Source organism: Paenibacillus aquistagni, from assembly GCF_900177815.1.
GTDB lineage: Bacteria > Bacillota > Bacilli > Paenibacillales > Paenibacillaceae > Paenibacillus_B > Paenibacillus_B aquistagni.
Map to the genome: position 1 here is coordinate 16447 of NZ_FXAZ01000006.1, position 24297 is coordinate 40743.

Below are 24297 nucleotides of genomic sequence, written 5' to 3' on the forward strand. Positions count from 1 at the left end.
ATAACATCAATAACATCAATAGCTTTAATAGAAGCAATTGCAATATAGAGGGATTCAACTTGCATTTCACAACAATTATGGTGAGGAGAGAAACCGATGTCTGAGGCTTACAAACAAGCTGGAGTGGATATTGCAGCCGGCAATGAAGCGGTAGAGCGGATGAAGAAGCACGTACGCCGTACCTTCCGTCCGGAGGTCATGACAGACCTGGGCGGCTTCGGCGCGCTTTTTCAAATGAACAGCAAGAAATACGAAGAGCCCGTGCTGGTATCTGGAACAGATGGAGTCGGCACGAAGCTGATGCTCGCCTTCGCAATGGATAAGCACGATACGATCGGTATTGATGCAGTGGCCATGTGCGTAAACGACATCGTCGTGCAGGGTGCCGAGCCGCTATTCTTCCTTGACTACCTGGCTTGCGGCAAGGTCGTTCCAGCGCGCATCGAGAGCATCGTAAGCGGCATTGCCGAGGGCTGTGCTCAAGCCGGCTGCTCCTTAATTGGTGGCGAGACGGCTGAGATGCCGGGCATGTATGGCTCGGAGGAATATGATATCGCAGGCTTCAGCGTGGGCGCAGTCGACAAGAAGAAGCTTATTACAGGCGACAGCATTGCGGCAGGCGACGTGATCTTGGGTCTTGCTTCGAGCGGCGTTCACAGCAATGGCTTCTCGCTTGTGCGCAAGCTCTTGCTAGAGCAGGCAGGGTATTCCTTACAGGATGTCATTCCAGCGCTTGAGACTGAGGCTTCTCTTGGCGAGGTGCTGCTTACGCCAACTCGCATTTATGTAAAACCACTGCTTCAGCTCATGGAGAAGCTTGAAGTAAAAGGCGCTGTGCATATTACAGGCGGCGGCTTCCTTGAGAATATCCCTCGTGTTCTTCCTGAGGGAACAGCGGCTTGGATTGATGCAGGGGCATGGCCTGTGCATCCGATCTTTGCGCTGATGGAGAACAAGGGCGGATTGACTGCAGAGGAGCTGTATACGACGTTCAACATGGGCATCGGCATGATGCTCGTCGTGTCCGAGCAGGATGCTGAGGAAGCGCTGAGCCTGCTCAAGGCGAGCGGAGAAGAAGCATATCGCATCGGTACGATTCGCGAGGGAGCTCGCGAGGTTCATATTCCTGGAGTGGGACTATGAGCATAAAGCATGACATGACAGATGGCATAACGGGCACTGCTGGAGCAGTCTGTGAGGATAAGGCTCGGAGTGAAGCTTCCTCGCAGAAGCTTGCCCGAATTGCGATTTTTGCATCGGGTTCAGGCTCGAACTTCCAGGCACTTGCGGATGCAATCTCGCATGAGCCTGAAGCGTATCAGGCTGAGGTTGCGCTTGTGGTATGCGACAAGCCGAGCGCTTATGTCATTGAGCGTGCTAAGGCGGCAGGCATTGAAACGGCTATCTATCATCCCAAGCAGTATGAGAATCGCGCCGCGTATGAACGGGACGTACTGGCACGCCTCCAAGCGGAGAACATTGATTGGATCGTGCTGGCCGGCTATATGCGGATCGTAACGCCCGTGCTGCTTGCGGCTTATGCAGGGCGCATGCTGAATATCCATCCTTCTCTTCTGCCAGCATTTCCTGGCTTGCATGCGATTAAGCAGGCGCTTGACTATGGGGTGCGCGTGACGGGGGTAACGGTGCATCTCGTAGATGAAGGCATGGATACAGGGCCGATTCTGGCTCAGCGTGCGGTCGTGATTGAAGATGGGGATACCGAAGACACGCTTGCGGAGCGGATTCATGCAGTCGAGCATGAACTGTATCCGCAGGTCGTTAAAGAGCTGATTCAGGGCAGGCTTCAGCCTAGTCAGCCTAGAGGATAAAGAACAGGCAAAAGGTGTGACTTGGGCGTATCCTCGCTTACGCTCACACCTTTTCTGCTATTAGCTTTCATGGGTTCAAGGCATTACGGCAGCTAGATACGGGCATGAATAGCAGGTTGCGAGACGTTCCTTTTTGCTTGAAAATGAAGTCATGATGATAATAAATGGAAGCAACGAGCTTTCGTGCGTTTATAACATGATTGTTGCAGCAGTTCCATCGCAATATCGAACAAGCTATCTATTCCATTCAGGGTGAATCGTTAAAGGAGAGAGAACATTGGCAATCAAAAGAGCATTGATCAGCGTATCAGACAAAACAGGCATCGTTGAATTCGCACAGCAGCTTGCAGCGCAAGGGGTAGAGATCATTTCAACGGGCGGGACACACACCTTGCTTAAGGAGCAAGGCGTGCCGGTTATCGGAATTTCTGAAGTTACGGGCTTCCCGGAAATTATGGATGGCCGCGTCAAAACGCTGCATCCAGCCGTTCACAGCGGACTGCTTGCGGTACGCGACAACGAGGAGCACCAAGCGCAAATGAAAGAGCTGAATCTGGACTACATTGATCTTGTGGTTGTAAATCTATATCCTTTCCAGCAAACGATTGAGAAGCCAGGCGTTTCCTACGAGGAAGCGATTGAAAATATCGATATCGGCGGGCCGACCATGCTTCGCTCGGCTGCGAAAAACCATGCATTTGTTACCGTTGTGGTGGATGCGGCGGATTACAGCAAGGTGATTGAAGAGCTCCAAGCAGAAGGCGACACGACGCTTGCGACACGCAAATCCCTTGCGGCGAAGGTGTTCCGTCACACAGCGGCTTATGATTCCCTGATTGCAAGCTATCTGAATGAGCAGGTCGGCGAGACCTACCCAGAGCGTCTTACGCTCACTTATGAGAAGATTCAATCTCTTCGCTACGGAGAGAATCCGCATCAGCAGGCTGCCTTCTATCGTGCTCCGCTTGCGGTGCAAGGCAGCTTGACGACAGCGGAGCAGCTTCATGGCAAGGAATTGTCCTATAACAATATCAATGACGCTAATGCAGCGCTGTCCATCGTTAGTGAATTCGAGGGACCTGCGGTCGTGGCTGTGAAGCATATGAATCCGTGCGGCGTGGGCATTGGCGAGAGTGTATATGAGGCTTATAAAAAGGCATACGAATCTGATCCTACGTCGATCTTCGGCGGCATTGTAGCTGCAAACCGTCCGATTGATTCTGACACAGCAGCGCTGCTTCACGAGATCTTCCTTGAGATCGTCATTGCGCCTGAATTCACGCCTGAGGCGATCGACATTCTGTCCCAGAAGAAGAATATCCGCTTGCTTCGCACTGGACATGTGCCAGCTCCGGATAAGCGTCAGGCCGGCTGGCAGCTGACTTCTGTGGACGGCGGCCTGCTCGTGCAGGAGAATGACCTGCACAGCCTGAAGGAGGACCAACTGAGCGTGGCTACAGATCGCCAGCCTACAGAAGAGGAGCTTGCACAGCTCGCCTTCGGCTGGAATGTGGTGAAGCATGTGAAGTCCAATGCGATTGTGCTTGTGAAGGACGGCATGACCGTAGGCGTAGGGGCTGGGCAGATGAACCGTGTCGGTGCAGCACGCATCGCAATCGCGCAGGCAGGCGAGAAGGCGAAGGGCGCAGTGCTCGCATCCGATGCATTCTTCCCGATGGGCGACACTTTGGAGCTTGCGGCGGCGGCGGGCATTACAGCCGTTATTCAGCCAGGGGGCTCCATCCGTGACGAAGAGTCTGTGAAGGTTGCCAATGAGCATGGCATTGCAATGGTCATGACAGGCGTGAGACATTTCAAGCACTAATCTAATCAAACACTAATCTAATCCTGTATAGAGGTGGAGGACGGTCGAATGAAGGTATTGGTGATCGGAAGCGGCGGACGTGAGCATGCGCTGGTATGGGCCTTAAGCAAGAGCAAGCAGGTGGCAAAGCTGTGGTGTGCGCCTGGGAATGCAGGTATTGCGGAGCTGGCGGAATGTGTGCCGCTTCAGGTTGGCGCATTCGAGGCTATTGCGGACTTTGCATGCAGCAAGCAGGTGGATCTCGTCGTCGTAGGGCCGGATGATCCGCTTGCGGACGGGATTGTGGATGTGCTGGAGGCAAGAGGCCTTCGCGTCTTCGGGCCGAATAAGGCGGCTGCCGAGATTGAGGGCAGCAAGGTGTTCATGAAGGAGCTGCTGAAGAAGCATGCGATTCCGACAGCTGCTTATGAGACATTTGATTCGCCCGAGGCTGCGCTCGATTACATTCACAAGCAGCCGCTGCCGATTGTCATTAAGGCAGACGGCCTGGCGGCTGGCAAGGGCGTGACCATTGCCTATACTTATGAGGAGGCAGAGGAAGCGCTCAAGGATACGATGATCGAGCTGAAGTTCGGCGCTTCAGGCAATCGAGTCGTTGTCGAGGAATTCATGCAGGGACAGGAGATGTCGATTCTGGCTTTCGTGGATGGCGAGACGGTTCGTCCTTGCCTTCCAGCTCAGGATCATAAGCCGATCTATGAGGGCGACAAAGGGCCGAATACAGGCGGCATGGGCACCTACTGTCCGGTGCCGCACATCCCTGCTGCGATTGTGGAGGAAGCGGTGAAGACGATCATTGAGCCGACAGCGAAGGCGATGGTGGCGGAAGGCCGTCCATTCAAGGGACTGCTGTTCGCAGGCCTTATGATTACGCCTGAAGGCAAGCCAAGGGTCGTGGAATTCAACGCCCGCTTTGGCGATCCAGAGACGCAGGTCGTGCTGCCGCTCTTGAATACGGACCTGCTTGATGTCTTCAATGCAGTTGTCGATGGCACGCTTGATCAGCTCGAGCTGGATTGGTCCGATGATGCAGCGGTATGCGTCATAGCTGCTTCCGGCGGCTATCCGGGAAGCTACCGCAAAGGGGACGTTATCCATGGCCTCGATGCGGCGGCGAATGCACCTGAGACGCTCATCTTCCATGCAGGAACGGCTCGCAATGAAGCGGGACAATTCATTACGAATGGCGGGCGCGTGCTTGGCATCGTCGGCCGCGGAGATCACGTTCGCGCTGCACAGCAGGCCGCTTATGCGGCGGTGAAGCAGGTTTCCTTTGACGATATGTATTATCGCAGGGATATTGCGGACAAGGCATTGGTCCAAGTAGGGAATTAGCGTCCCTGCGCCTTTTTGAATCCAATGGTGATCCTGCCTTCAAGATATGCGAGTCTTTTTATGACATAACAAATAGCAAATAACAAATCCCCTCACGTAGGACTTGGAATGATTCGTCTCGGCTCGATACGGATCTGAAAGTTATCGTAGAGGGGATTCTTTATAAGCTGGGATACGGGCGCAGGCTCTAGGGTGAGACCGCGAAGTATGAGAACGACTCCTTCTGTATTTCCAGCGCAGGTGTTAATCATTCCATTTTCATGAGAGTTAAAAAATACAATGTCAGGTTGCCTGATTTTTACTAAGCTATAAATAAAAAATGACGCATATCCCTTTGCCTTCTTGACAGACTATGGGGATGGAGGGTGATGATATGACATTTACGCAAAAACCAGACGGACAGGATCTGACCAGACAATTTCTTCTGCAGGAGAATGCTCGCGGGCTTGTTGAGGATATTTGCTCCACGTGCGAGGATGACGCCGAGGTCTCATCGCCTCAGCAAACGCAGGCAGCAGCAAGCGAAGGAAACCATTTTACTTCACGGAAGTCTCATGATGAAATTTAAAGCTTATGCCCCGATTGCTGGCATCGCTGCAGTGGTTCTCGCAAGTGCTGCTTGTCTCGTCTTCGGATTCATGTCGCGCAAGAAAGTAAAGAAAGCTTTCTTCAAGCTGTGGTAGGGCGTTAAGCTATTGCAATGTTCTGAGTTACGGGTAAACGTTCTAGATCAAGATCAGAGCGTCATAAGAACAATGCCAGAAGGTATTTCTAGTCGGTTTTTGACTGGAAATACTTTTTTTATGGGGCGAACCATGATATCGGTCTGCAAATAAATGATGATTCTTCGATATCCAACAGCTAACTATCCCGTGTACAGCAGGCTTTAAGACCTAAATACTCTTTTTACATGAAACTATTGACAGCGTTCTTGAAGGGTGGTAAAATCCTGTTCATATAAATACAAGTAAATTAATCGGAATTATAAGATATTAGGCGAAAGAAGCTTACATTTGGAAGTGAGGGGTGCGTGTATGGAACGATTTGTTGAAGTAAAATGGCAAGACGAGCGCTTGGCGGTATCGGTGCACTATCCACCTCAACGCCAGCCCTATGAAGAGCGCGCGGAGGAAGGCAAGGTGAGTCGAGTGCCCCTCACGATTATTTGCCACGGCTTTGTCGGCAGCCGCATCGGTGTGGACCGCTTGTTCGTTAATGCAGCGAGACGATTGGCCAACGATGGACATCTGGTGCTTCGCTTCGATTATGCAGGCTGCGGCGAGAGCACGGGGGAATACGGGGCGCTTGGCATCGATGCGATGATCGAGCAGACGCAGGCGATATTAGACTACGCGCTTCAGTGCAGCGACGTTGATCCGCAGCGCGTGACCTTGATCGGCCACAGCTTGGGCGGGGCGGTTGCGCTGCTGACCGCTGTTCGAGATCCACGCATTAAGCGGCTTGCGCTATGGTCGCCAGTCGCATACCCGTTTAACGATATCGTGAACATTCTGGGACGTGATCGCTATGATGAAGCGGTGAAGACAGGCAGAACGGAATATCTAGGCTATTCCTTTACCCCAGCGTACTTTGAGGCATTAGGGAAGCACCAGCCCTTCCAAGAGGCGCCGAAGTTCCAAGGCGATGTGCTGCTCATTCACGGCACCTCTGACGAGGTCATTCCAGCAGACTACTCCTTCTTGTATCAGAAGGTATTCTGGATGAGAAGCGACGGCCAGTGCGACAAGGAGATCATCTTCCAAGCTGATCATACGTACTCTCACGGCTCGCATCGCGAAGAGGTGTATGAGCGTACAATGGAATGGCTGGCGAAGTGGGAGAAGCGCCAGCAGCAGTGGGCGCATTGGAGCATATAATACCATGGCATCACTCTTTGAGAGATGAATAAGAGCTGTGCATCTAAGGCATTTTATATGTCGTGCAGTTGAATCTTATCGTTTCTAAAAAAGGAGGATGAAGTCATGGCAAAGCCCGACGATCGTTCCAACAATGCAGAGCGCATCCAGAACACCATTGCCAATACGGTGAAGAAGGTGCAGGATACAGCCGATTACTTGAATGAGCATGCTAGTGAGATCTCAGGCGAGGAGATCAATCAGCTGAAGCATAAGAATGAGAATCGCAAGCAAGCGATCTCCAGCTTGAAGCAGGAATATCAAGACGAAGCGAACCAATAATTATAATCGCGTCATCAGCCGCCTTGGTCGTTGTAGGGGCTCTTGGATGAGTTGCAGGTACTGTCCTAGCAATTGCATGCATAGAGTCCCTCTTGCAGCCAAGGTGTTTTTACGTGCCCATTTTTCGCACAGGAAATGTAAGGAAAAGGTTAAAGTTATGCGCATCAGGGTATCAATTTGACTCGAATCGCGGATGCTATGGTGGGTCAGGCTTTTGGAGCAGTACGGATGGAGGAAATTGTATTTTTTTGCAGCGATAAAAGTCATTTTCAGGAACTTTAGCAGGATAAAATAGGAAAAATAGGAGCGCTGGCAATCGTTTATGTAAAAATGAATATAGTAAATATTAGCATTGGTACCATCGAAATTCGTCGAATGATGAGGGATTTTCGCTTTCAGACTCAAGAAATGTCAGGAAAAACCCTTGCATTCCCTTTACAATATCTTTACAAAGTGTTGCATATTTATGATAAGATATGAAAGGCTAAATTCGTTTACAACAAAAGCAATTTGTTTGCAAAGGAGATCTCACAATGTTCAAGAAGAAGGACGTGTTTTTTGAAACCCTGCTCAACATGACAGATACTCTCATTATGGCGTCCGAGATGTTTGCTAAAGGTGTCGAAGATTTGAGCGATGTCAGCAATTTTGCAAAAAACATGAAAGAGCTGGAAAGCAAATGTGATGTTTTCACTCATACGATCATTACTGAATTGAACAAGACCTTCATTACTCCAATTGAGCGTGAGGATATTATGGCGCTTACAACAGCTCTCGACGATGTGCTGGATGGCATGGAAGCGTGCGCTTCTCGTTTTGAAATGTACCATATGGTCGATCGCGACGAGTATGTGATCCAATTCGCCGATGTGTTGAAGCGCAGTACATATGAGATACAAAAGGCAATTCGCCTGTTGTCCCAGAAGAAGCTGCTTGCAATTCGCGAGTACAGCATCAAAGTAAACGATTTGGAAAACGAAGGGGATCAGCTGCTTCGTGAAGGCATTAAGAAGCTGTTCCAGGACTTCAAGGATCCGATTGAATTGATTAAACGTAAAGAAATCTATGAGCGTCTTGAGCAGACGACTGACAGCTGCGAGGACGTAGCCGATATTCTCGAAACGATCGTAATGCGTAATTCCTAATTCAGCTCGCAACGAAGCCAGCTTAAGGATTGAAGGAGGTAAGGAATTGCGCTCATCGTTCTCTTGGCATATGCGGGAAGGGTCTGCGCAATAATCAATATGGAACCGACAATAATCGTGATTGGAATCGTCATATTCCTAGCGCTTGCATTTGACTTCATCAATGGATTTCATGACACGGCGAATGCAATTGCGACTTCGGTCTCGACGCGTGCGTTGAGGCCTCGTGTAGCTATTCTGATGGCAGCATCCATGAACTTTATTGGTGCGCTAACCTTTACAGGAGTAGCGAAGACGATCGGGGGCAGCGTGGCTGATCCCGCAACGCTGAGCAATGGATTGGAAATTGTTACAGCAACCCTATTAGCGGCTATCGCGTGGAACTTGATCACGTGGTGGTTCGGCATTCCTTCATCTTCATCGCATGCTCTAATCGGCGCGCTTGCCGGAGCGGTATTCGTAGGCGCCGGAGCCGATGCTTTGAATATGGGAGGTTTCAAAAGCATTGTACTAGCACTTATTTTGTCTCCGATTATTGCCTTCGTCGTTGGTTATATTGTCATGACGATCTTAAAGTGGATCTTCGGCAGAAGAAGTCCGCATTCGGTGAACAAGGGCTTCCGCACGATGCAGATTATCACAGCAGCGTTCCAATCGTTCACGCACGGTACGAATGATGCGCAGAAGGCGATGGGGATCATTACCTTTGCCTTGGTAACGGCAGGCTTCCAGTCAGAGATGGAGGTACAGCTGTGGGTTAAGATTGCAGCCGCAACCGCTATGGCGCTCGGTACGTCCATCGGGGGTTGGAAGATCATCAAGACGATGGGCACGAAGATCTTCAAGATCGAGCCGATCAATGGCTTTGCCGCAGATGCTTCCGCTGCATCGGTTATCATGACCGCAACCTTGACGCATTTGCCGATCAGTACCACCCATGCTATTACATCCGCGATTCTCGGGGTAGGCTCAGCGAAGCGCTTCTCTGCTGTAAAGTGGGGCGTTGCTGGCCGCATTGTGGTGACTTGGTTTATTACGATTCCAATCTGTGCAACGCTTTCCGGCGTCATCTTCTATGTATTGGACTGGATCTTCTATTAAAAAAAATAAGGAGCCGATCATCTTCATGGTCGGCTCTTCTTTATGTGTGAGGACCGCTTCGAGGGAAGGGATGAAGGAGACGGGACGCCATTCTGGCATAGCTAGCGCGCTCGCCAATGGGCTTATCGTCTTGGACGAAGCGGCTTCGGGGAGTGGGCCTTGGGGCGCGACTTCGTGGAAGAGGAGGTCCGCTTCTTCCTAGGACGTTTTCCGCTTGGCCTGCGCTTGCGCTTCGGACGCGGATCGTAGAACAGCTCATCGTCCTCGTCGCGCTTTTTCTTTTTGCCGGAGCCAAAGGACCCTACCAGCATCTTCGCCACCGGAACGATCTCCTGCACGCTCTGCATGACCTTCTGAACCTTGCCCATCTGGGAGATGAGTCCGTCGATGCCTCCCATGCGATCAAGCGCCCCTTTGATGTCGTTCAGATTGAACTTGGACTTGGAAGCAGGCGCTGGTGCTGCAGGCGTGGGTGCTGCGATTGGCGTTACAGGGGAATCAGGCGGCGTATAAGGTACGATTGCGGTTGAGCTGGAGGATGGATTCGGCGCAATGGCAGAGGTGGAAGCCTGATGATGGCCCGGACGCTCCGATGGCAGCGGAATCGAACCGTAGCCGGTTGGCGCTGAACGGAACTGCCCCTGAAGATGAGGGACATTCATAAGATCACGGGGAGAGCTTGGGAATGATGCTGAAGGGGGCATACCTCCGGTCGCTGCCGGATTGCTCTGAGGTCCCTTATAAGGATGGCTGCTGTAAGGCCCGTGAGATGCAGCTGTCATGATATCACCCTTTTCATTCAAAATTAGGGGTTGGCAAATGCCCCTGAATACTTTACTGTATGTCGTGGGCGAACAACTCGTGTGGACGTTCGCCCGTGGGTGTACGCCTATTGGTTCAAAGGGGCGGCAGAAGGGTAAGGTTACAATACTGTAGTTCGTTAACGTAGAACTACTGTAATGGTTGAAAAGGTAAGGGAAAGGCAGTACAATGAAAGTACTTAACGTGTAGGAGTGGATGGTCTTGCAACTGAAGAAGTTGAATGATAAATCGATTGATCAATTATTCGAAGCCGTGTTAACCTTGAAGTCGGTGGAAGAATGCTACGTTTTCTTTGATGACCTGTGTACGGTCAATGAGATACAATCGTTATCCCAACGCCTTGAAGTCGCGCGCATGCTCGGCAAGGGCTGCACGTACAATCAGATCGAGGCGGAGACAGGTGCGAGCACAGCAACCATCTCACGTGTAAAGCGTTGTCTCAACTATGGCAATGACGGATACAAAATGACACTTGAGCGCTTAGGACGATAGCATGAAGACGGGGCTGCTCATTATAAGCCACGGTTCCCGTGATTCCTCATGGACAGCACTCGTGGATGAAGCGATCGCACAGGCTGAATGGCCGGCTGATGTGTTGGTCGCTTCTTCTTTTTTGGAGTGCGTGCCGGGACGTGATATACAGGATGGCATCGATGCCTTGGAGGCCCAAGGCGCGGAGCGGATCGCGGTTATTCCCCTGTTCGTATCCGAGGGAAGCACTCATGTGGATGAGATCGGGTGGGCACTTGGCGCGAAGCAGGAGCTGTTGGCGGAGACGGATCTGGAGCCCTTCCGGGTGCAGGCCGAGCTGATCTATGGCTCTCCGCTTGGGGAGCATGAGGCCTTATATGCGATGCTTGCTCATCAGCTTCAGGAGCTTCAGGTGAACGGCACACGCGATGCGGTGACGCTGATTGCCCATGGCAGTCCTCATCAGCCGTTCCAGACGAGATGGCGGGAGAGCCTGCACCGGATGGCGGAGCGGTTGACTGCACTTGGCCTGTGTGCGCAAGCGAGCCATTCCCTGCTCTGCTGCGACGACATTGCCGCACACACTCTTCAGCTTGCACAGGAGATGCAGGCTACTTCTTCATCATTGGCCTATCAACAAGAACCTGAACGGAATATACATAATGAAGCAGAGGCTGATTCCAACGGCACAATAGCGTGTCAGAACGATGGGGGCTTATCCTCGCATGCACTGGGGTGTGTAGCGGTCATTCCGCTCTTTTTAAGCCGCGGCTACTTTACCACTCATGTTATTCCAAGCCGCTTGAAGGAGCTGCTTCGAAGTGACGAGGAGGAGAGGACTTCACGTGCCAGAGTGGTCTATGCGGGCACGCCGCTGCTGCCGCATCCGGCCTTAACAAGCTGGCTGGAGCAGGAGGCCGTGCGCTTGCTATCGAGATGGACATAAGGGATGAGAGCTACCCGATCCGTCCTATGATGGAGGGAGAAGCTTCGCTTGCGGGTATTATGACAGGAGTCCGCTTTATTTCCTCTTCATGATATCTGATCGTCTTGCTGCGCTGCGATCGCTGTTAGCTTGCGAATTTGATGGGTATCATGTAAATTATAGGCTGAACGGTAAAGCACTGCAGTTAAATATGAGCACGTGATGCAATCGATGATAAATGAAAATAAATGGGTGACATACATGTCGAAAAGAGCGAGATTAATTTATAACCCGACCTCCGGGCGCGAGGAAGGACGGAAGAGGCTGGTCGATATTCTGCAGCGGCTCGATGCAGCGGGCATTGAGACGACGACGCATGCGACAGAGGGCGAGGGCGATGCGACCCGCTGTGCGGCAGAGGCGATCGATAACGGCTACGATATTATTATTGCCTGCGGCGGAGACGGTACGCTGAACGAGGTGATCGATGGCATGTCGCGCAAGGAGCATCGTCCGCCGCTTGGCATCATTCCATTCGGCACGACGAATGACTTCGCCCGTGCCTTGGGCATTCCTCGCAACTGGGAGGAGGCGTGCGAGCTGATCGCGCGCCAGGAGCTGCGCGCTGTCGATGTGGGCCGTGTATACACGGGCAACCAAGCGAAGCACTTCATTAATATCGCAGGCGGCGGCGTGTTGACGGAGTTGTCCTACGAGGTGCCAAGCAAGCTGAAGACGGTTATTGGGCAGCTGGCCTATTATATGAAGGGCTTGGAGAAGATGACGCGGCTTCGCCCAACAGAGCTTCGTATGAATGTCGAGGGGCATGGTGAATTCCATGATGAATTCATGCTGTTCCTGATCACGAACACGAACTCCGTCGGCGGCTTCGAGAAGCTTGCGCCATCAGCGTCGATTAACGATGGGCTCTTCGATGTACTGCTCGTGAAGAAGTGCAATATCGCGGAATTCATCCGCATTGCAGCGATGGCCTTGCGTGGTGAGCATCTGAACGATCCGCATGTCATTCATATGCAGACGAATCGTGTAGAGGTGACGACACCGGAGTATGTGGAGATCAATCTGGACGGGGAGCTTGGCGGCTCGCTGCCGGCATCCTTCGAGGTGCTGCCGAGCCACTTGAACATCTTTGCAGACCTGTCTGGCGTCAGCAGCTATCGGTAGGCTGAGCATGCCGTGTTGCCGCTGCTAGATCAGACGTAGGTGACTGACTGGTAAAAGAATTGGCTCTTGCCGACCGTGGCAGACTGGACTATGCTTGGGACAGTTGCAGTTGCAGTTGCAGTTGCAGTTGCAGTTGCAGTTGCAGTTGCAGTTGCAGTTGCAGTTGCAGTTGCAGTTGCAGTTGCAGTTGCAGTTGCAGTTGCAGTTGCAGTTGCAGTTGCAGTTTGGCAGTAGGCTGTTGCTAGCTGAATGAGCGCTGCTCATGGCCTTGATGCGGCGCACTTCAACTGACAAATCCGACAATTCCATTGAGGCGATTGCCTTCGTTCACTGCGTGCAGAACAGCACTAGCAGTGAGCGGGTGATCGCTTTTTTACTATTATAGGCCCCTAATGGTAATCGATAAATGAAGCTTCCATGCGTGGACACAGGAAACTCATTTTATAAGCGAAAGGTTATTCGGTATAATAGGAATATTGCAGGTCGATCGGGCCTAGCTGGCCCCCTAATGGAGCTAAATGATACATCACTAGTATGAAGCTAATGATCAATAGATAGGCTTCGTTATATAGATGACAAACAAGCAGAGCTAGACGGATGCTGGAAGTCATTTTTAATGACACGAGGCATCTGTTCAGGATAAATAAAATGTAGATCAGGCAGCATTGCCGCGAGCTAGGGATCGATTCGGAGGAACGGATATGAAGGATAGAAGAAGCAGGAAGTATAAGCAAGGCGGCCAGCGCTCGGGCCGTGCAGGGCAGGATAGTCGTAAGAAGCAGGGCGCAGCTGTTGAGGGTATTGGCGTCAGACAAGCTGGGCAAGGCACAGGGAGCAGATCCGCCTCCAAGAAGGTCTTAACCGCTCCTGTTCAAAAAAATGATCAGGTGGAGCTGGAGATTATTGGACTGACCCATGATGGCGAAGGTGTTGGTCGCGTAGAAGGGTTTACGCTGTTTGTACAAGGCGCCCTTCCAGGCGAGACGGTTCGCGCCCATGTGCTGAAGGTGAAGAAGCAGTACGGCTATGCCAAGATGATCGAGCGCTTGCAGAATAGTCCAAACCGTGTGGACATCGAGCATCCCGCCCACTATTATGGCGGCTGTCAGCTTCAGCATCTGGCCTATGGCGAGCAACTCCGCTGGAAGCGTCAGCATGTCGTAGACGTGCTGGAGCGGATCGGGAAGTTTGAGGTTGCGCAAGAGGATGAAGGTGCGTCAGAAGGTCTGACTCTGGAAGAACACGATTCATTTGCAGGAGATCACACTTCAAGTTCAAGTGATTCAGAGGCAGCGGAGAAGCCTGAGGCAGAACTTGATGGTAAACATTCGATTGCAGAAGGTACGGTTATATCAACACAGGACTCTAGTCGTGGTGTGTCTATTCATGATGAAGCAGATAATACAGATGAAGATAAGTGTGAGAAGTCTGGCTATGCGATTAAGGTGCACCCTACGATCGGAATGGACAACCCTTGGCGCTATCGCAATAAGAGCCAAATGCCGATCGGTGCGGATGACAAGACAGGTGAATTGATCGGCGGCTACTATGTGAAGGCTAGCCATCGGATTATCGATACCGATGTGAGCCTGATCCAGCATGAGATGCACGATGAAGCGATGCGTGTCGTGAAGCAGGTCGTGCGCAAGTACGGTATCATCCCATATGATGAGGAGTCTCATCATGGCTTGCTTCGCCATGTCATCATGCGCGTAGGCTTCCGCACGAAGGAGCTTATGGTCGTGCTCGTGACGAATGGCGACAAGCTCCCGTATCAGACGGAGATTGTAAACGAGCTCGTTCAGGCGCTGCCGAACCTGAAGAGCATTTGCCAGAACGTGAATACGAAGCGCACCAATGTCATTATGGGGGACAAGACCCGTGTGCTGTGGGGCGAGGAGTATATCACGGATTATATCGGAGACATCGAGTTCAAGATCTCAGCACGATCCTTCTATCAGGTGAATCCGGTGCAGACTGAGGTCTTGTACGACAAGGCTGTAGAATATGCTGGTCTTACGGGAGAAGAGACCGTCATCGATGCCTATTGCGGCATCGGAACCATCTCGCTCTTCTTGGCGAAGAAGGCGAAGCGGGTGTACGGCGTTGAGATCGTCGAAGAAGCGATTCAGGATGCGCGCCGCAATGCGGAGCTGAATGGGATCGAGCATGTGGAGTTTGCAGTAGGCGCAGCAGAGGTCGTGATTCCGCAGTGGAAGGAACAGGGTATCGAAGCGGACGTCATCGTCGTTGATCCGCCACGCAAGGGCTGTGATCCCGCGCTACTGGATACGATGCTTGCCATGCGTCCAGAGCGGATTGTGTATGTGTCGTGTAATCCTTCTACCTTGGCGAGGGATTTGAGAATTCTGGCTGATGGCGGGTATGCGGTGAAAGAGGTTCAACCGGTGGATATGTTCCCGCATACGAGTCATGTGGAGTGCTGTGTGTCGCTCGTAAGGAAATAGCATATTACAGCCACATTTACCTGTCAGAGTGAACTGTAACCCCATTTATGGACACTGTTTAAAAAAACGGTTCGCATAGTCTTATGCAGTTAGGAGATGACTTCTGTATTCGTCAGGAGTCATCTTTTTTAATGTCCACTGATAGCGTTCTGAATTGTAGTAGTTGACGTACTCGTTGACTTTAAGACGTAATTCTTCAAGAGATACGCAGTCCCTGTAGTTAAGTTCGTCCTTCATAGGGGATTGGCTTGACGAATCGTAGCTACTAAACCGAACTTACGCATGATACGACGAATCTTTTTATGATTCATGACAACTCCATTCAGGTTCTCTAGCCGCATTTTAATGACCAATGCGCCTACTTTACCGTTTAAAGCTACAAAATGCTCCTTCATTAGCTCGTAGTCGTTTTGATCGGCTATCTCACGCAGTTGACGCGTTTCTTCAGCGCTGCACCAACGATAATAGCCGCTCTTACTTACTTCAGCGACTTCACATAAGTAACGTGTTAAATGTCGTAAGTCATACTTACGAATCGTCTGGTTAATGAGCTAGAAGCGCTCGGAAGGCTTCAACTCCTTACTGCTTCGTCTTTCGAGCGCTTCTAGCTTTTTTAGAAGTTTATTCTCCGCTTCAAGGAGTTTAATCCGAGCTTCAGCTTGCTTCAGCTTCTCTTCTGCTGACGATTCACTCTTCGATCGTCTGCCTGTGCTTCCGATGCCTCTGCGCTCTTCTAGCAAGCCATTCTCACCGTACTTAGCGTAGGTCTCTCTCCAGCGATAGAGATTCTCTGTGGGTGTTCTCTTACCAATGAGTTCAATACTGAAGCCTGCCTTATCTCAGCTTCACTAAATCCTGTTCTGATTTTCCTCATGATGTTCATTCCCCGTGTAATCTCGTTAATATGATTAAAACACAAAAACCCGTAAGAGGTCACTTTTTTCAAAGTGTCCATCTTACGGGTTACAGTTCAAGTGATTCTTGTGGTTTTTTTCTACCTTCAAGGCAGGGATGATGGGACTTGAGAATCTACACTGTTTTATGGATTGCTCAAATACATCATTTTTGGATATATAGAAACAAACCATATTTTGATAAACTGACGTTGTGTTTCTCAAACATGCGTGGGTATACAGAGTACAAGCCCGCTTCACTATCATACAGTCTTCGCATAGAGAGGGAGGGAAGATCATGTTTAGAGTTTTGGTGTCAGATCCAATAAGCGATTTTGGATTGCAGCAGTTGACGCGTGCTGAAGATGTGAAGGTCGCCAAAATAACGGGGCTGAACGAAGAGGGGCTCATTTCTGTCATTCATTCCTATGATGCGCTGCTTGTCCGTTCTCAAACGAAATTGACTAAGCGCATCATTGAGGCAGGCGTTCGTTTGCAAGTCATCGGTCAGGCAGGAGTTGGGGTGGACAACATTGATCTGGATGCTGCGACAAGCCGAGGGATTGTCGTGGTCAATGCACCCGACGGCAATACGGTCACGACGTGCGAGCATACCTTTGCGATGATGATGTCACTCGCCCGGCATATTCCGCAAGCCTATGCCAAAACCGTTGCCGGGTAGTGGGATCGCAAATCATTCCTTGGCGTTGAATTGCGAAACAAGACGCTTGGCATGCTTGGACTGTCATGAAGCGAGGCATACGGATCATCAACTGCGCGCGCGGGGGAATTATTGACGAGTCGGCGCTTGTTGAAGCGCTTGATGAAGGGATTGTGGCAGGCGCTGCTTTCGATGTATTTGAGCACGAGCCTCCGTCGCCGGATCACCCATTCCTAAAGCATCCGAAAATCATCGTTACCCCGCACCTGGGCGCGTCCACTGTGGAAGCGCAAGAGAATGTCGCTGTTGATGTTTCTGAACAGGTGATTCATATCTTGCGACAGGAACCGTTTAAAAATGCAGTCAATATGCCGGCCATTCCTTCCGACCTGCTCAATCAATTACAGCCATGGTTCACCATGTGCGAACAACTGGGGAAATCGCTTGTCCAGATGACAGAAGGCGCGATACGAGAAGTTACGGTGGAATGTTCAGGCGAATTTACAGATCTGGACACATCGTCATTACTTCCGTATGTACTCAAGGGGTACTTTCGCATCATCTCGGCTCGGAACAGGTCAATGTCGTCAATGCCATTCACCTGGCGAAGCTTCGTGACATTCATCTTACGGTACGAAAATCGTTGTTCACCGAGAGCGCGTTCAACGAGATTACCCTTCGACTAAAGACAACCATCGAAGAGAGATGGGTGACAGGGACATCACTGCCCAGCGCTGGCGGACGCCTTGTCCGAATCGGCCCCTATCCGATTGATCTTCTACCTGAAGGACATGTTTTGTTGATTTCTCAGCAGGATAAGCCCGGTATCATTGGACGGGTGGGAACATTGCTTGGAGATAGCGGTATAAATATCGCCACGATGCAAGTGGGGCAAAACGAAGTTGACGGCTCGGCAGTCATGATCTTAAAAATCGATAAAAAAGCATCAAGGAACGTGATGGAGTCCTTACTTGCGATACCGGAAATCAAGCGCGTGCGGGAAATTTCCTTTGACGAGTGCGGTGTAACAGGAGGGGAGGAGACATGAGCATTTTAGTTGAAGACAATAAAACCAATCGAACAAAAATAACAGGAGGCGTGAACATGAATACAGGTACAGAGCGGGTAAAAAGAGGGATGGCCGACATGCAAAAAGGCGGCGTCATAATGGACGTGATGAACGCCGAGCAGGCCAAGATTGCGGAAGCGGCTGGAGCAACAGCCGTGATGGCGTTGGAGCGTGTGCCTTCCGATATTCGCGCCGCTGGCGGAGTAGCTCGCATGGCTGATCCGACCATTGTGGAAGAGGTAATGAAGGTTGTATCGATACCGGTGATGGCTAAAGCCCGCATCGGGCATTATGTAGAAGCCAAAGTGCTCGAATCATTAGGCGTAGATTATATCGACGAGAGCGAAGTGCTGACGCCTTCAGACGAAGTTTTCCATATTAGCAAAAGCGAATTCACCGTTCCGTTTGTCTGCGGTGCTAAAGACCTTGGCGAAGCGCTGCGCCGTATTCAAGAAGGAGCCGCCATGCTTCGCACGAAAGGTGAACCTGGGACAGGCAACATTGTGGAAGCGGTACGTCACATGCGCTTGATCAACGGTCAAATTCGCAAAGTGCAAGGGCTGTCCAAGGATGAATTGTACCATGAAGCGAAGCTGCATGGCGCACCGTATGATCTGCTGTTGCAGGTTCACGAAGCTGGCAAGCTACCAGTAGTCAACTTTGCCGCAGGCGGGGTAGCTACGCCAGCCGATGCGGCGCTAATGATGCATTTGGGAGCAGATGGCGTCTTTGTAGGATCAGGTATTTTTAAGTCGGACAGCCCTGAGAAGTTTGCACGTGCGATTGTTGAAGCCACGACACACTACGAAGATTATGCGTTAATCGCATCCGTATCTAAAAACTTGGGAACGCCGATGAAAGGAATCGAAATATCCAGTTTGCGAGAGCACGAACGGATGCAGGAACGCGGCCAGTAACAGGATTGAACTTGAGAAGATCAGGAATTCAGAGTATGGGAAAGCGGTGATCAACCTGAAAAAGAGTTGTTTATTTCCTACCTATAATAAGTTCCCACTCACACTGGTGAGAGGACATCAAACCACCTTGTGGGATGATGAAGGGAAATCGTATTTGGACTTTATGGCAGGACTTGCTGTTTGTAATCTAGGTCATGTTCCGGAGCGGGTAAAGGAGCGGATTCAAGAGCAACTGGAGCAATTATGGCATGTATCCAATTTGTTTCATATCCCGGTTCAAGAAGAGCTTGCCGAGAAGCTTGTGACTATCAGTTGTGCCGATCTTGTGTTTTTCTGCAATAGCGGCGCTGAAGCAAACGAAGCGGCGATTAAATGCGCTCGCCGATATCATCAGCGCGTGCTGGGAAATAACCGCTATGAGATTATTACGTTTGAACAATCGTTCCACGGTCGTACAATGGCTACTTTGACAGCTACCGGACAAGAGAAGGTCAAAGATGGCTACCTTCCGTTGCCGGAAGGGTTTGTGCATGCTCGCTTTAACGATATTCAGAGCGTAAGAAACAGCATTACGGACAAAACCGCGGCTGTTATGCTGGAACTGGTGCAGGGAGAGAGCGGCGTTCATATTGCCGAACCCAAATTCGTATTTGAACTGGCGAAACTATGTGAAAAGGAGGGAATTCTACTAATCGTCGATGAAGTGCAGACTGGAATCGGGAGAACGGGGAGCCTGTTCGCTTATGAACAGTATGGCATCGAACCGGATATCACCACACTGGCGAAGGGATTGGCCAGCGGGTTGCCGATTGGGGCGATGCTGGGGAAGGAGAAGCTAAGAGAGGCATTTTCGGCTGGCAGCCATGCTTCCACATTTGGCGGTTCACCTCTCCCTATGGCAGCAGGGATGGCAACGATTGAAATATTGCTGGAGGACGGATTGGAAAAAAAAGCACAGCAGATGGGAGCATATGCGCTGGACAAGCTGCGCAAAGAGTTAAAAGCTTATCCAGCCATTTGTGCCGTTCGAGGACTAGGATTGCTGATAGGTATTCAATTTGCCGAGCCTGTTGCTCCGATCATTCAGAAGCTGCACCAGAATGGACTGCTTGTTCTGGCAGGAGGAACCCATGTCATCCGCTTCATGCCAAGCTTATACGTAACCTGCGATGAGTTCGATCAAGCGATCGACATTTTGAAGAAGGTGCTGAAAGAATGGGATGGCGGCACAGGCGAGGCTACCCTATAAGCAAACGTCTGGCAGGGCTACTTGTGCAAAAGGATCTCTGCCAGACGTTCAATCCCTTCTTCAATGGCGGCTTCGTCAACTTTAGCGAAGCCGAGTACCCAGCCTTTTCGCTTGCTTTCCAAACCATACTGGCTGAGCGGATACATGCGAATTCCTTTTTCCAACGCCAGGCTCGTCACGGTTGCCTCGTCAAACGATGGCTTGGCTTCAAGCAGCATATGCAGCCCTGTTTCTGCGCCGCTTAGCGTGAAGCGTTCGCTCAAACCTGTCGCGACGATGGCTTTTGTCATGGCTGCATGTCTGCGCCGGTATATATTTCGCACTTTTCTCATATGGCGCATGAAGTGACCGTGTTCGATAAAATGGGTGAGCGTTAATTGCTCCATAATAGGAAGATGACGATAGGTTAATTCATGGACGCGAGCGAGCTGACGAATGGCCTCTTTGGGACCAACGAGGGCCGACATCCGAATACCGGGAGCGATCATTTTGGAAAAGCTCAACATATATAACGTGTTCTGAGGCCGCTGACTGAACAAAGTGGGAAGCGGGTCGCCGCGATAACGAAATTCGCTGTCGTAATCATCCTCGACGATCCAAAATGATTGCTCCGCAGCCAAATGCAGCAATTGTTGCCTGCGAGGTTCCGACATAATCACGCCAACCGCGCACTGGTGCGATGGCGTAACATACACAAGTCTGGATTCAGGGTGAATGTCGTCTACGCATAGCCCATGCTCGTTGACGGGGACAGATACAACTTGCATACACCGGTATTTCATAGACATCCAGGCAGCAGGAAAGCCGGGATCTCCAACCGAACCTCTATCAACTATTTTGTAATTATGGATTGTTCAAATCAAAGGATTGTGGATAGTACCTTATAATCCATTGATTGCTATACTATCATGAAAATCGTTGCTATTGCAATGCATTGGGGGGAAGGAAGATGTCTGTGAAACGATTGGAACAACAGGAAAAAATCATTGCTAACGCAATTGGGCAAGAAGTAGCACGACAGCGGGATAAAATAGAGTTGATTGCTTCGGAAAATTTTGTGAGCCGAGCAGTTATGGAAGCAACGGGGACAGTACTGACCAATAAGTATGCCGAAGGATACCCGGGAAGAAGGTACTATGGCGGTTGTGATTATGTGGATCGGGTCGAGGAATTGGCTATAGCGCGTGCGAAAACCCTTTTTGGTGCAGAACATGTCAATGTGCAGCCTCACTCCGGCGCTCAGGCAAATATGGCGGTTTATTTTGCTGCCGTTGAACCGAGGGATACGATTTTAGGCATGAATCTATCTCATGGCGGCCATCTGACACACGGGAGCCCGGTTAATTTTTCCGGAAGATTCTACAATTTTGTGCCTTATGGTGTTGATGAAAAATCGGCGCGTATTGACATTGAACTTGTGCGAAAACTTGCGCTTAAGCACCGCCCGCGTATGATCGTTGCTGGTGCCAGCGCTTATCCGCGAACGATCGAGTTTGAACCGTTTGCTCAAATTGCAGCCGAAGTAGGAGCACTTTTCTTTGTAGATATGGCGCATATTGCAGGAATTGTCGCGGCAGGATTCCATCCTAGCCCCATTCCTCACGCGCACTTTGTTACGACGACAACGCATAAAACGCTGCGAGGCCCAAGAGGCGGTATCATCATGTGCCGCAAGCCGTGGGCGCAAGCGATTGATAAAGCGATCTTTCCTGGAGTCCAAGGCGGTCCTCTTATGCATGCCATTGCGGCAAAAGCGGTTGCGTTCGGCGAAGCGTTGCAACCGGAATTCAAATCTTATATCGAAAAAGTGCTGCTTAACGCCAAAGTATTGGCGGAAGCATTATTAAATGAAGGGTTAACCGTTGTGTCGGGAGGGACAGACAATCATATTATTTTGCTCGACCTGCGCCCGATCGGACTAACTGGAAAAGAAGCTGAAAGCATACTTGATGAGGTGGGGATTACGGCGAATAAAAATGCGATTCCTCATGATACGGCAAGCCCGCTTGTGACGAGCGGTATTCGCTTCGGTACTCCAGCTATGACAACAAGAGGAATGGGAACCCAAGAAATGAAAGAAATTGCTCGGCTTATTGGACTTGCACTTAAAAATCGAGAGAGTTCTGACATTAAGCAGCAAATACGAAGAACTGTGCAGGAAATCACATCACAATTCCCTTTATATGAAGGTCTACAGGAGTGATGAGCTATGGCGAATATCTATAATTTTAATGCCGGTCCGGGAGCATTGCCGGCGGAAGTATTGCAAGAAGCACAAGAAGAATTGCGAAATTATCAAGGGATTGGTGCATCCATTCTAGAAATCTCCCATCGAAGCAAAGCATACGAATCCATCCACCATGAAGCGAAACAGTTGATTAAAGAGTTGATGGGTCTCCCTTCAGATTATGAGGTTTTATTTCTTCACGGAGGGGCTAGCTTGCAATTTTCGATGGTGCCGATCAACTTTTTGACAGAAGGTAAAGTAGCGGGGTATATACACTGTGGAACATGGTCGGGAAAGGCATGGCAAGAAGCGCAGAAAATAGGGCAAACCCTCGTGTTGGCAAGCGGGGAGAAGCAAAGTTTCAAACAGATGCCCGAACTAAGCAACTTGAATATTCCAAAGGAGATGGCGTATGTTCATCTCACATCCAACGAAACGATTGACGGCATACAATGCCGAAGCTTCCCTGATACGGGGCATGTTCCTTTAGTAGTGGATATGTCTAGCGATATTTTTTCCCGTCCCATTGAAGCATCCCGATTTTCATTAATATATGCAGGCGCTCAGAAAAATTTGGGACCTGCAGGCGTTACGATCGTCATTGTCCGCCGCTCTTTGCTGGCGCGCATTCCAGAAACGATTCCCGATATATTAAGTTATCACACACAGGTCAAACATCATTCGCTCTATAATACACCGCCTGTTTTTTCTGTGTATATGGTGAACCTTGTATTGAAGTGGATTGTGAATCAAGGAGGAGTGCAGAGTGTTGCTGTCCGCAACCAGCAAAAAGCGGACTTGCTTTATCAGGTGCTCGACAATAGCGGCGGATTTTATAAAGGATTGGCTTATAAGGACAGCAGGTCCATGATGAACATTACCTTCTGTGCATCCAGTTCGGAAATTGAGAATAAGTTGCTTGCTGAACTGGAGCAGGAAGGGTTCCTGGGGCTGAAAGGTCATCGGGATGCTGGGCATCTTCGTGCTTCCATTTATAATGGAGTACCATATGAACATTGCAAAGCACTGGCGGATTTTCTGACTGAGTTCCAAAAGAGGAACGGCTGAATAACCATTACATTTGCCTATGATAACGATAAGTAATTTGAAATTGATGAAGCCTAAATTAATTCCTATACTTAAATTAAGTAACAAAGCTACATTAAAAATACGAAGGAGTGAATGTTTATGGCACATGCAGTTTTTTATCATGCAGGTTGTCCAGTTTGTGTAGATGCAGAGCAAGTAGTGGTTGATTATCTTGACAAATCAAAAATTACTGCGGAAATTGTGCATCTCGGTACAGCGCAAAATCGGATTGAAGAAGCGGAGAAGGTTGGTGTTAAATCCGTTCCAGCCTTGGTGATTGACGGAAATGTGTATCATATCAATTTCGGTGCAAGTCTCGAGGATGTAAAAGGTTAAACACCGTAAAGAAGGTGCCCTAAGAAGCACCTTCTTTTGTCGATATTTCATTGAATATACTTTGATCCGACTTGCTTTGCATGCAAGCTATATAAGAGAGATCTATCAATATGGAAGGTACGAAATGCAATGATATTTGTTCCTCAGCATCGAAAGTCAAAAAGCCGAAGATCGATGAGTGAATTGCTGACGCAGAATGCCCCGAACATACTTTCTCATTCAAAGTCTAGAATGGCAGTGGATGAACGCCATCCTTGCATCTGGCCTAATCTCCTTCTTCTTTATCATAGGCATATCCTATCGTTGCTATATAATTAATTGGATTGAACAATGATTCAGCTCAATTTATGATTAATGAAATTGATTTTGATATCTCGTTTCGAAAGGAATTGAACAATAGGATGGATCATCGACCAAAAGCGGAAGCTGAAGCAATGGATGTAGAATTACCTGAAATTCCGATGCTTGCTCTGACACCGAGAGATGCTTTTTATGGGGAGGTTGAATTATCTGTAAAACATCAAAGTCATTATCGAAACGAAGGCGATT

The 24297-nt window shown here is 49.9% G+C and carries 25 protein-coding genes and 3 pseudogenes; 23 read left to right on the forward strand and 5 right to left on the reverse strand.

The genetic code is table 11. The features are described 5' to 3' along the window. Positions 1 to 96: 96 nt before the first annotated feature. The 10 genes from purM (at position 97) to B9Y93_RS18605 (ending at position 9436) form a co-directional block, all read left to right on the forward strand. A complete protein-coding gene (gene purM / locus B9Y93_RS18565) occupies positions 97 to 1143 on the forward strand; it encodes a phosphoribosylformylglycinamidine cyclo-ligase (protein ID WP_085496914.1) in 1047 nt (348 codons plus the stop codon). Next, positions 1140 to 1832, forward strand: coding sequence for a phosphoribosylglycinamide formyltransferase (gene purN / locus B9Y93_RS18570; protein WP_244903476.1), 693 nt, complete (start codon positions 1140 to 1142; stop codon positions 1830 to 1832). Before purM ends, purN begins: the two co-directional genes overlap by 4 nt. 277 nt (positions 1833 to 2109) lie before the next feature. Next, positions 2110 to 3657, forward strand: a complete 1548-nt coding sequence (gene purH / locus B9Y93_RS18575) for a bifunctional phosphoribosylaminoimidazolecarboxamide formyltransferase/IMP cyclohydrolase (RefSeq protein WP_085496917.1) — start codon at positions 2110 to 2112, stop codon at positions 3655 to 3657. 48 nt (positions 3658 to 3705) lie between these two features. Next, on the forward strand, positions 3706 to 4992 hold the full coding sequence (gene purD / locus B9Y93_RS18580) for a phosphoribosylamine--glycine ligase (RefSeq protein WP_085496919.1): 1287 nt from the start codon (positions 3706 to 3708) through the stop codon (positions 4990 to 4992). A 373-nt stretch (positions 4993 to 5365) separates the two neighbouring features. Beyond that, a complete protein-coding gene (locus B9Y93_RS18585; protein ID WP_085496922.1) occupies positions 5366 to 5560 on the forward strand; it encodes a hypothetical protein in 195 nt (64 codons plus the stop codon). Next, complete coding sequence (locus tag B9Y93_RS25085) at positions 5547 to 5675, forward strand: hypothetical protein (RefSeq protein ID WP_258961024.1); 129 nt, start codon at positions 5547 to 5549, stop codon at positions 5673 to 5675. Before B9Y93_RS18585 ends, B9Y93_RS25085 begins: the two co-directional genes overlap by 14 nt. A 351-nt stretch (positions 5676 to 6026) precedes the next feature. Further along, complete coding sequence (locus tag B9Y93_RS18590) at positions 6027 to 6869, forward strand: alpha/beta hydrolase family protein (protein WP_085496924.1); 843 nt, start codon at positions 6027 to 6029, stop codon at positions 6867 to 6869. Between the two features lie 105 nt (positions 6870 to 6974). Beyond that, complete coding sequence (gene tlp / locus B9Y93_RS18595) at positions 6975 to 7190, forward strand: small acid-soluble spore protein Tlp (protein ID WP_085496925.1); 216 nt, start codon at positions 6975 to 6977, stop codon at positions 7188 to 7190. Between the two features lie 533 nt (positions 7191 to 7723). After that, positions 7724 to 8335, forward strand: a complete 612-nt coding sequence (locus tag B9Y93_RS18600) for a DUF47 domain-containing protein (RefSeq protein WP_085496927.1) — start codon at positions 7724 to 7726, stop codon at positions 8333 to 8335. A 99-nt stretch (positions 8336 to 8434) separates the two neighbouring features. Then, positions 8435 to 9436 carry an inorganic phosphate transporter gene (locus B9Y93_RS18605; protein ID WP_085497400.1) on the forward strand — a complete coding sequence of 334 codons (1002 nt, stop codon included), beginning with the start codon at positions 8435 to 8437 and terminating at the stop codon, positions 9434 to 9436. 122 nt (positions 9437 to 9558) lie between these two features. Here the strand turns inward: B9Y93_RS18605 and B9Y93_RS18610 are convergent, their stop codons facing one another. Beyond that, complete coding sequence (locus B9Y93_RS18610; protein WP_085496929.1) at positions 9559 to 10218, reverse strand: hypothetical protein; 660 nt, start codon at positions 10216 to 10218, stop codon at positions 9559 to 9561. A 241-nt stretch (positions 10219 to 10459) separates the two neighbouring features. Between B9Y93_RS18610 and B9Y93_RS18615 the strand changes: the two genes are divergently transcribed. From B9Y93_RS18615 to rlmD, 5 genes are all read left to right on the forward strand, one after another. After that, positions 10460 to 10750: a YerC/YecD family TrpR-related protein gene (locus tag B9Y93_RS18615; protein ID WP_085496931.1), complete on the forward strand. Its 291-nt coding sequence runs from the start codon at positions 10460 to 10462 to the stop codon at positions 10748 to 10750. A 1-nt stretch (position 10751) separates the two neighbouring features. Then, on the forward strand, positions 10752 to 11675 hold the full coding sequence (locus B9Y93_RS18620) for a CbiX/SirB N-terminal domain-containing protein (RefSeq protein ID WP_085496933.1): 924 nt from the start codon (positions 10752 to 10754) through the stop codon (positions 11673 to 11675). 240 nt (positions 11676 to 11915) lie between these two features. Continuing rightward, complete coding sequence (locus B9Y93_RS18625; protein ID WP_085497403.1) at positions 11916 to 12839, forward strand: diacylglycerol kinase; 924 nt, start codon at positions 11916 to 11918, stop codon at positions 12837 to 12839. 90 nt (positions 12840 to 12929) lie between these two features. Beyond that, the gene (locus B9Y93_RS24665) at positions 12930 to 13073 is read left to right on the forward strand and encodes a hypothetical protein (protein ID WP_176228976.1); all 144 of its coding nucleotides are present in this window, start codon (positions 12930 to 12932) and stop codon (positions 13071 to 13073) included. Positions 13074 to 13540: 467 nt separating this feature from the next. Next, on the forward strand, positions 13541 to 15307 hold the full coding sequence (rlmD, locus tag B9Y93_RS18630) for a 23S rRNA (uracil(1939)-C(5))-methyltransferase RlmD (RefSeq protein WP_085496935.1): 1767 nt from the start codon (positions 13541 to 13543) through the stop codon (positions 15305 to 15307). Positions 15308 to 15388: 81 nt separating this feature from the next. On the opposite strand, the gene B9Y93_RS18635 is transcribed toward rlmD, so the two are convergent. The 3 genes from B9Y93_RS18635 to B9Y93_RS18645 form a co-directional block, all read right to left on the reverse strand. Then, a complete protein-coding gene (locus tag B9Y93_RS18635; RefSeq protein WP_085496937.1) occupies positions 15389 to 15544 on the reverse strand; it encodes an IS3 family transposase in 156 nt (51 codons plus the stop codon). After that, on the reverse strand, positions 15541 to 15702 hold the full coding sequence (locus B9Y93_RS24260; RefSeq protein WP_097676274.1) for a helix-turn-helix domain-containing protein: 162 nt from the start codon (positions 15700 to 15702) through the stop codon (positions 15541 to 15543). The genes B9Y93_RS18635 and B9Y93_RS24260 overlap by 4 nt, the downstream gene beginning before the upstream one ends. A gap of 156 nt (positions 15703 to 15858) precedes the next feature. After that, positions 15859 to 16047 carry a hypothetical protein gene (locus B9Y93_RS18645; RefSeq protein WP_097676276.1) on the reverse strand — a complete coding sequence of 63 codons (189 nt, stop codon included), beginning with the start codon at positions 16045 to 16047 and terminating at the stop codon, positions 15859 to 15861. Between the two features lie 451 nt (positions 16048 to 16498). On the opposite strand from B9Y93_RS18645, the gene B9Y93_RS25250 reads away from it, so the two are divergent. From B9Y93_RS25250 to B9Y93_RS18660, 5 genes and pseudogenes are all read left to right on the forward strand, one after another. Next, a complete protein-coding gene (locus B9Y93_RS25250) occupies positions 16499 to 16882 on the forward strand; it encodes a Rossmann-fold NAD(P)-binding domain-containing protein (RefSeq protein ID WP_425320359.1) in 384 nt (127 codons plus the stop codon). A 65-nt stretch (positions 16883 to 16947) separates the two neighbouring features. After that, a pseudogene (locus B9Y93_RS25255) lies at positions 16948 to 17073 on the forward strand (NAD(P)-dependent oxidoreductase); the annotation flags it as partial. A gap of 111 nt (positions 17074 to 17184) precedes the next feature. Then, positions 17185 to 17909: pseudogene (locus B9Y93_RS25260) on the forward strand (ACT domain-containing protein). 56 nt (positions 17910 to 17965) lie between these two features. Next, positions 17966 to 18847, forward strand: coding sequence for a pyridoxal 5'-phosphate synthase lyase subunit PdxS (pdxS, locus tag B9Y93_RS18655; protein WP_085497405.1), 882 nt, complete (start codon positions 17966 to 17968; stop codon positions 18845 to 18847). A gap of 46 nt (positions 18848 to 18893) precedes the next feature. Beyond that, positions 18894 to 20096 (forward strand): acetylornithine transaminase, encoded by a 1203-nt coding sequence (locus tag B9Y93_RS18660; RefSeq protein WP_425320360.1) that lies wholly within the window; start codon positions 18894 to 18896, stop codon positions 20094 to 20096. A gap of 17 nt (positions 20097 to 20113) precedes the next feature. On the opposite strand, the pseudogene B9Y93_RS18665 reads toward B9Y93_RS18660, so the two are convergent. Continuing rightward, positions 20114 to 20917, reverse strand: a pseudogene (locus tag B9Y93_RS18665) (aminotransferase-like domain-containing protein); the annotation flags it as partial. A gap of 128 nt (positions 20918 to 21045) precedes the next feature. Between B9Y93_RS18665 and B9Y93_RS18670 the strand changes: the two are divergent. The 3 genes from B9Y93_RS18670 to B9Y93_RS18680 all read left to right on the forward strand — a co-directional run bounded on the left by B9Y93_RS18670 (position 21046) and on the right by B9Y93_RS18680 (position 23748). Continuing rightward, the gene (locus B9Y93_RS18670; protein ID WP_085496943.1) at positions 21046 to 22299 is read left to right on the forward strand and encodes a serine hydroxymethyltransferase; all 1254 of its coding nucleotides are present in this window, start codon (positions 21046 to 21048) and stop codon (positions 22297 to 22299) included. A 6-nt stretch (positions 22300 to 22305) separates the two neighbouring features. Further along, positions 22306 to 23391, forward strand: coding sequence for a 3-phosphoserine/phosphohydroxythreonine transaminase (serC, locus tag B9Y93_RS18675; protein WP_085496945.1), 1086 nt, complete (start codon positions 22306 to 22308; stop codon positions 23389 to 23391). Between the two features lie 120 nt (positions 23392 to 23511). Beyond that, positions 23512 to 23748: a thioredoxin family protein gene (locus B9Y93_RS18680; protein WP_085496947.1), complete on the forward strand. Its 237-nt coding sequence runs from the start codon at positions 23512 to 23514 to the stop codon at positions 23746 to 23748. Positions 23749 to 24297: the final 549 nt, after the last annotated feature.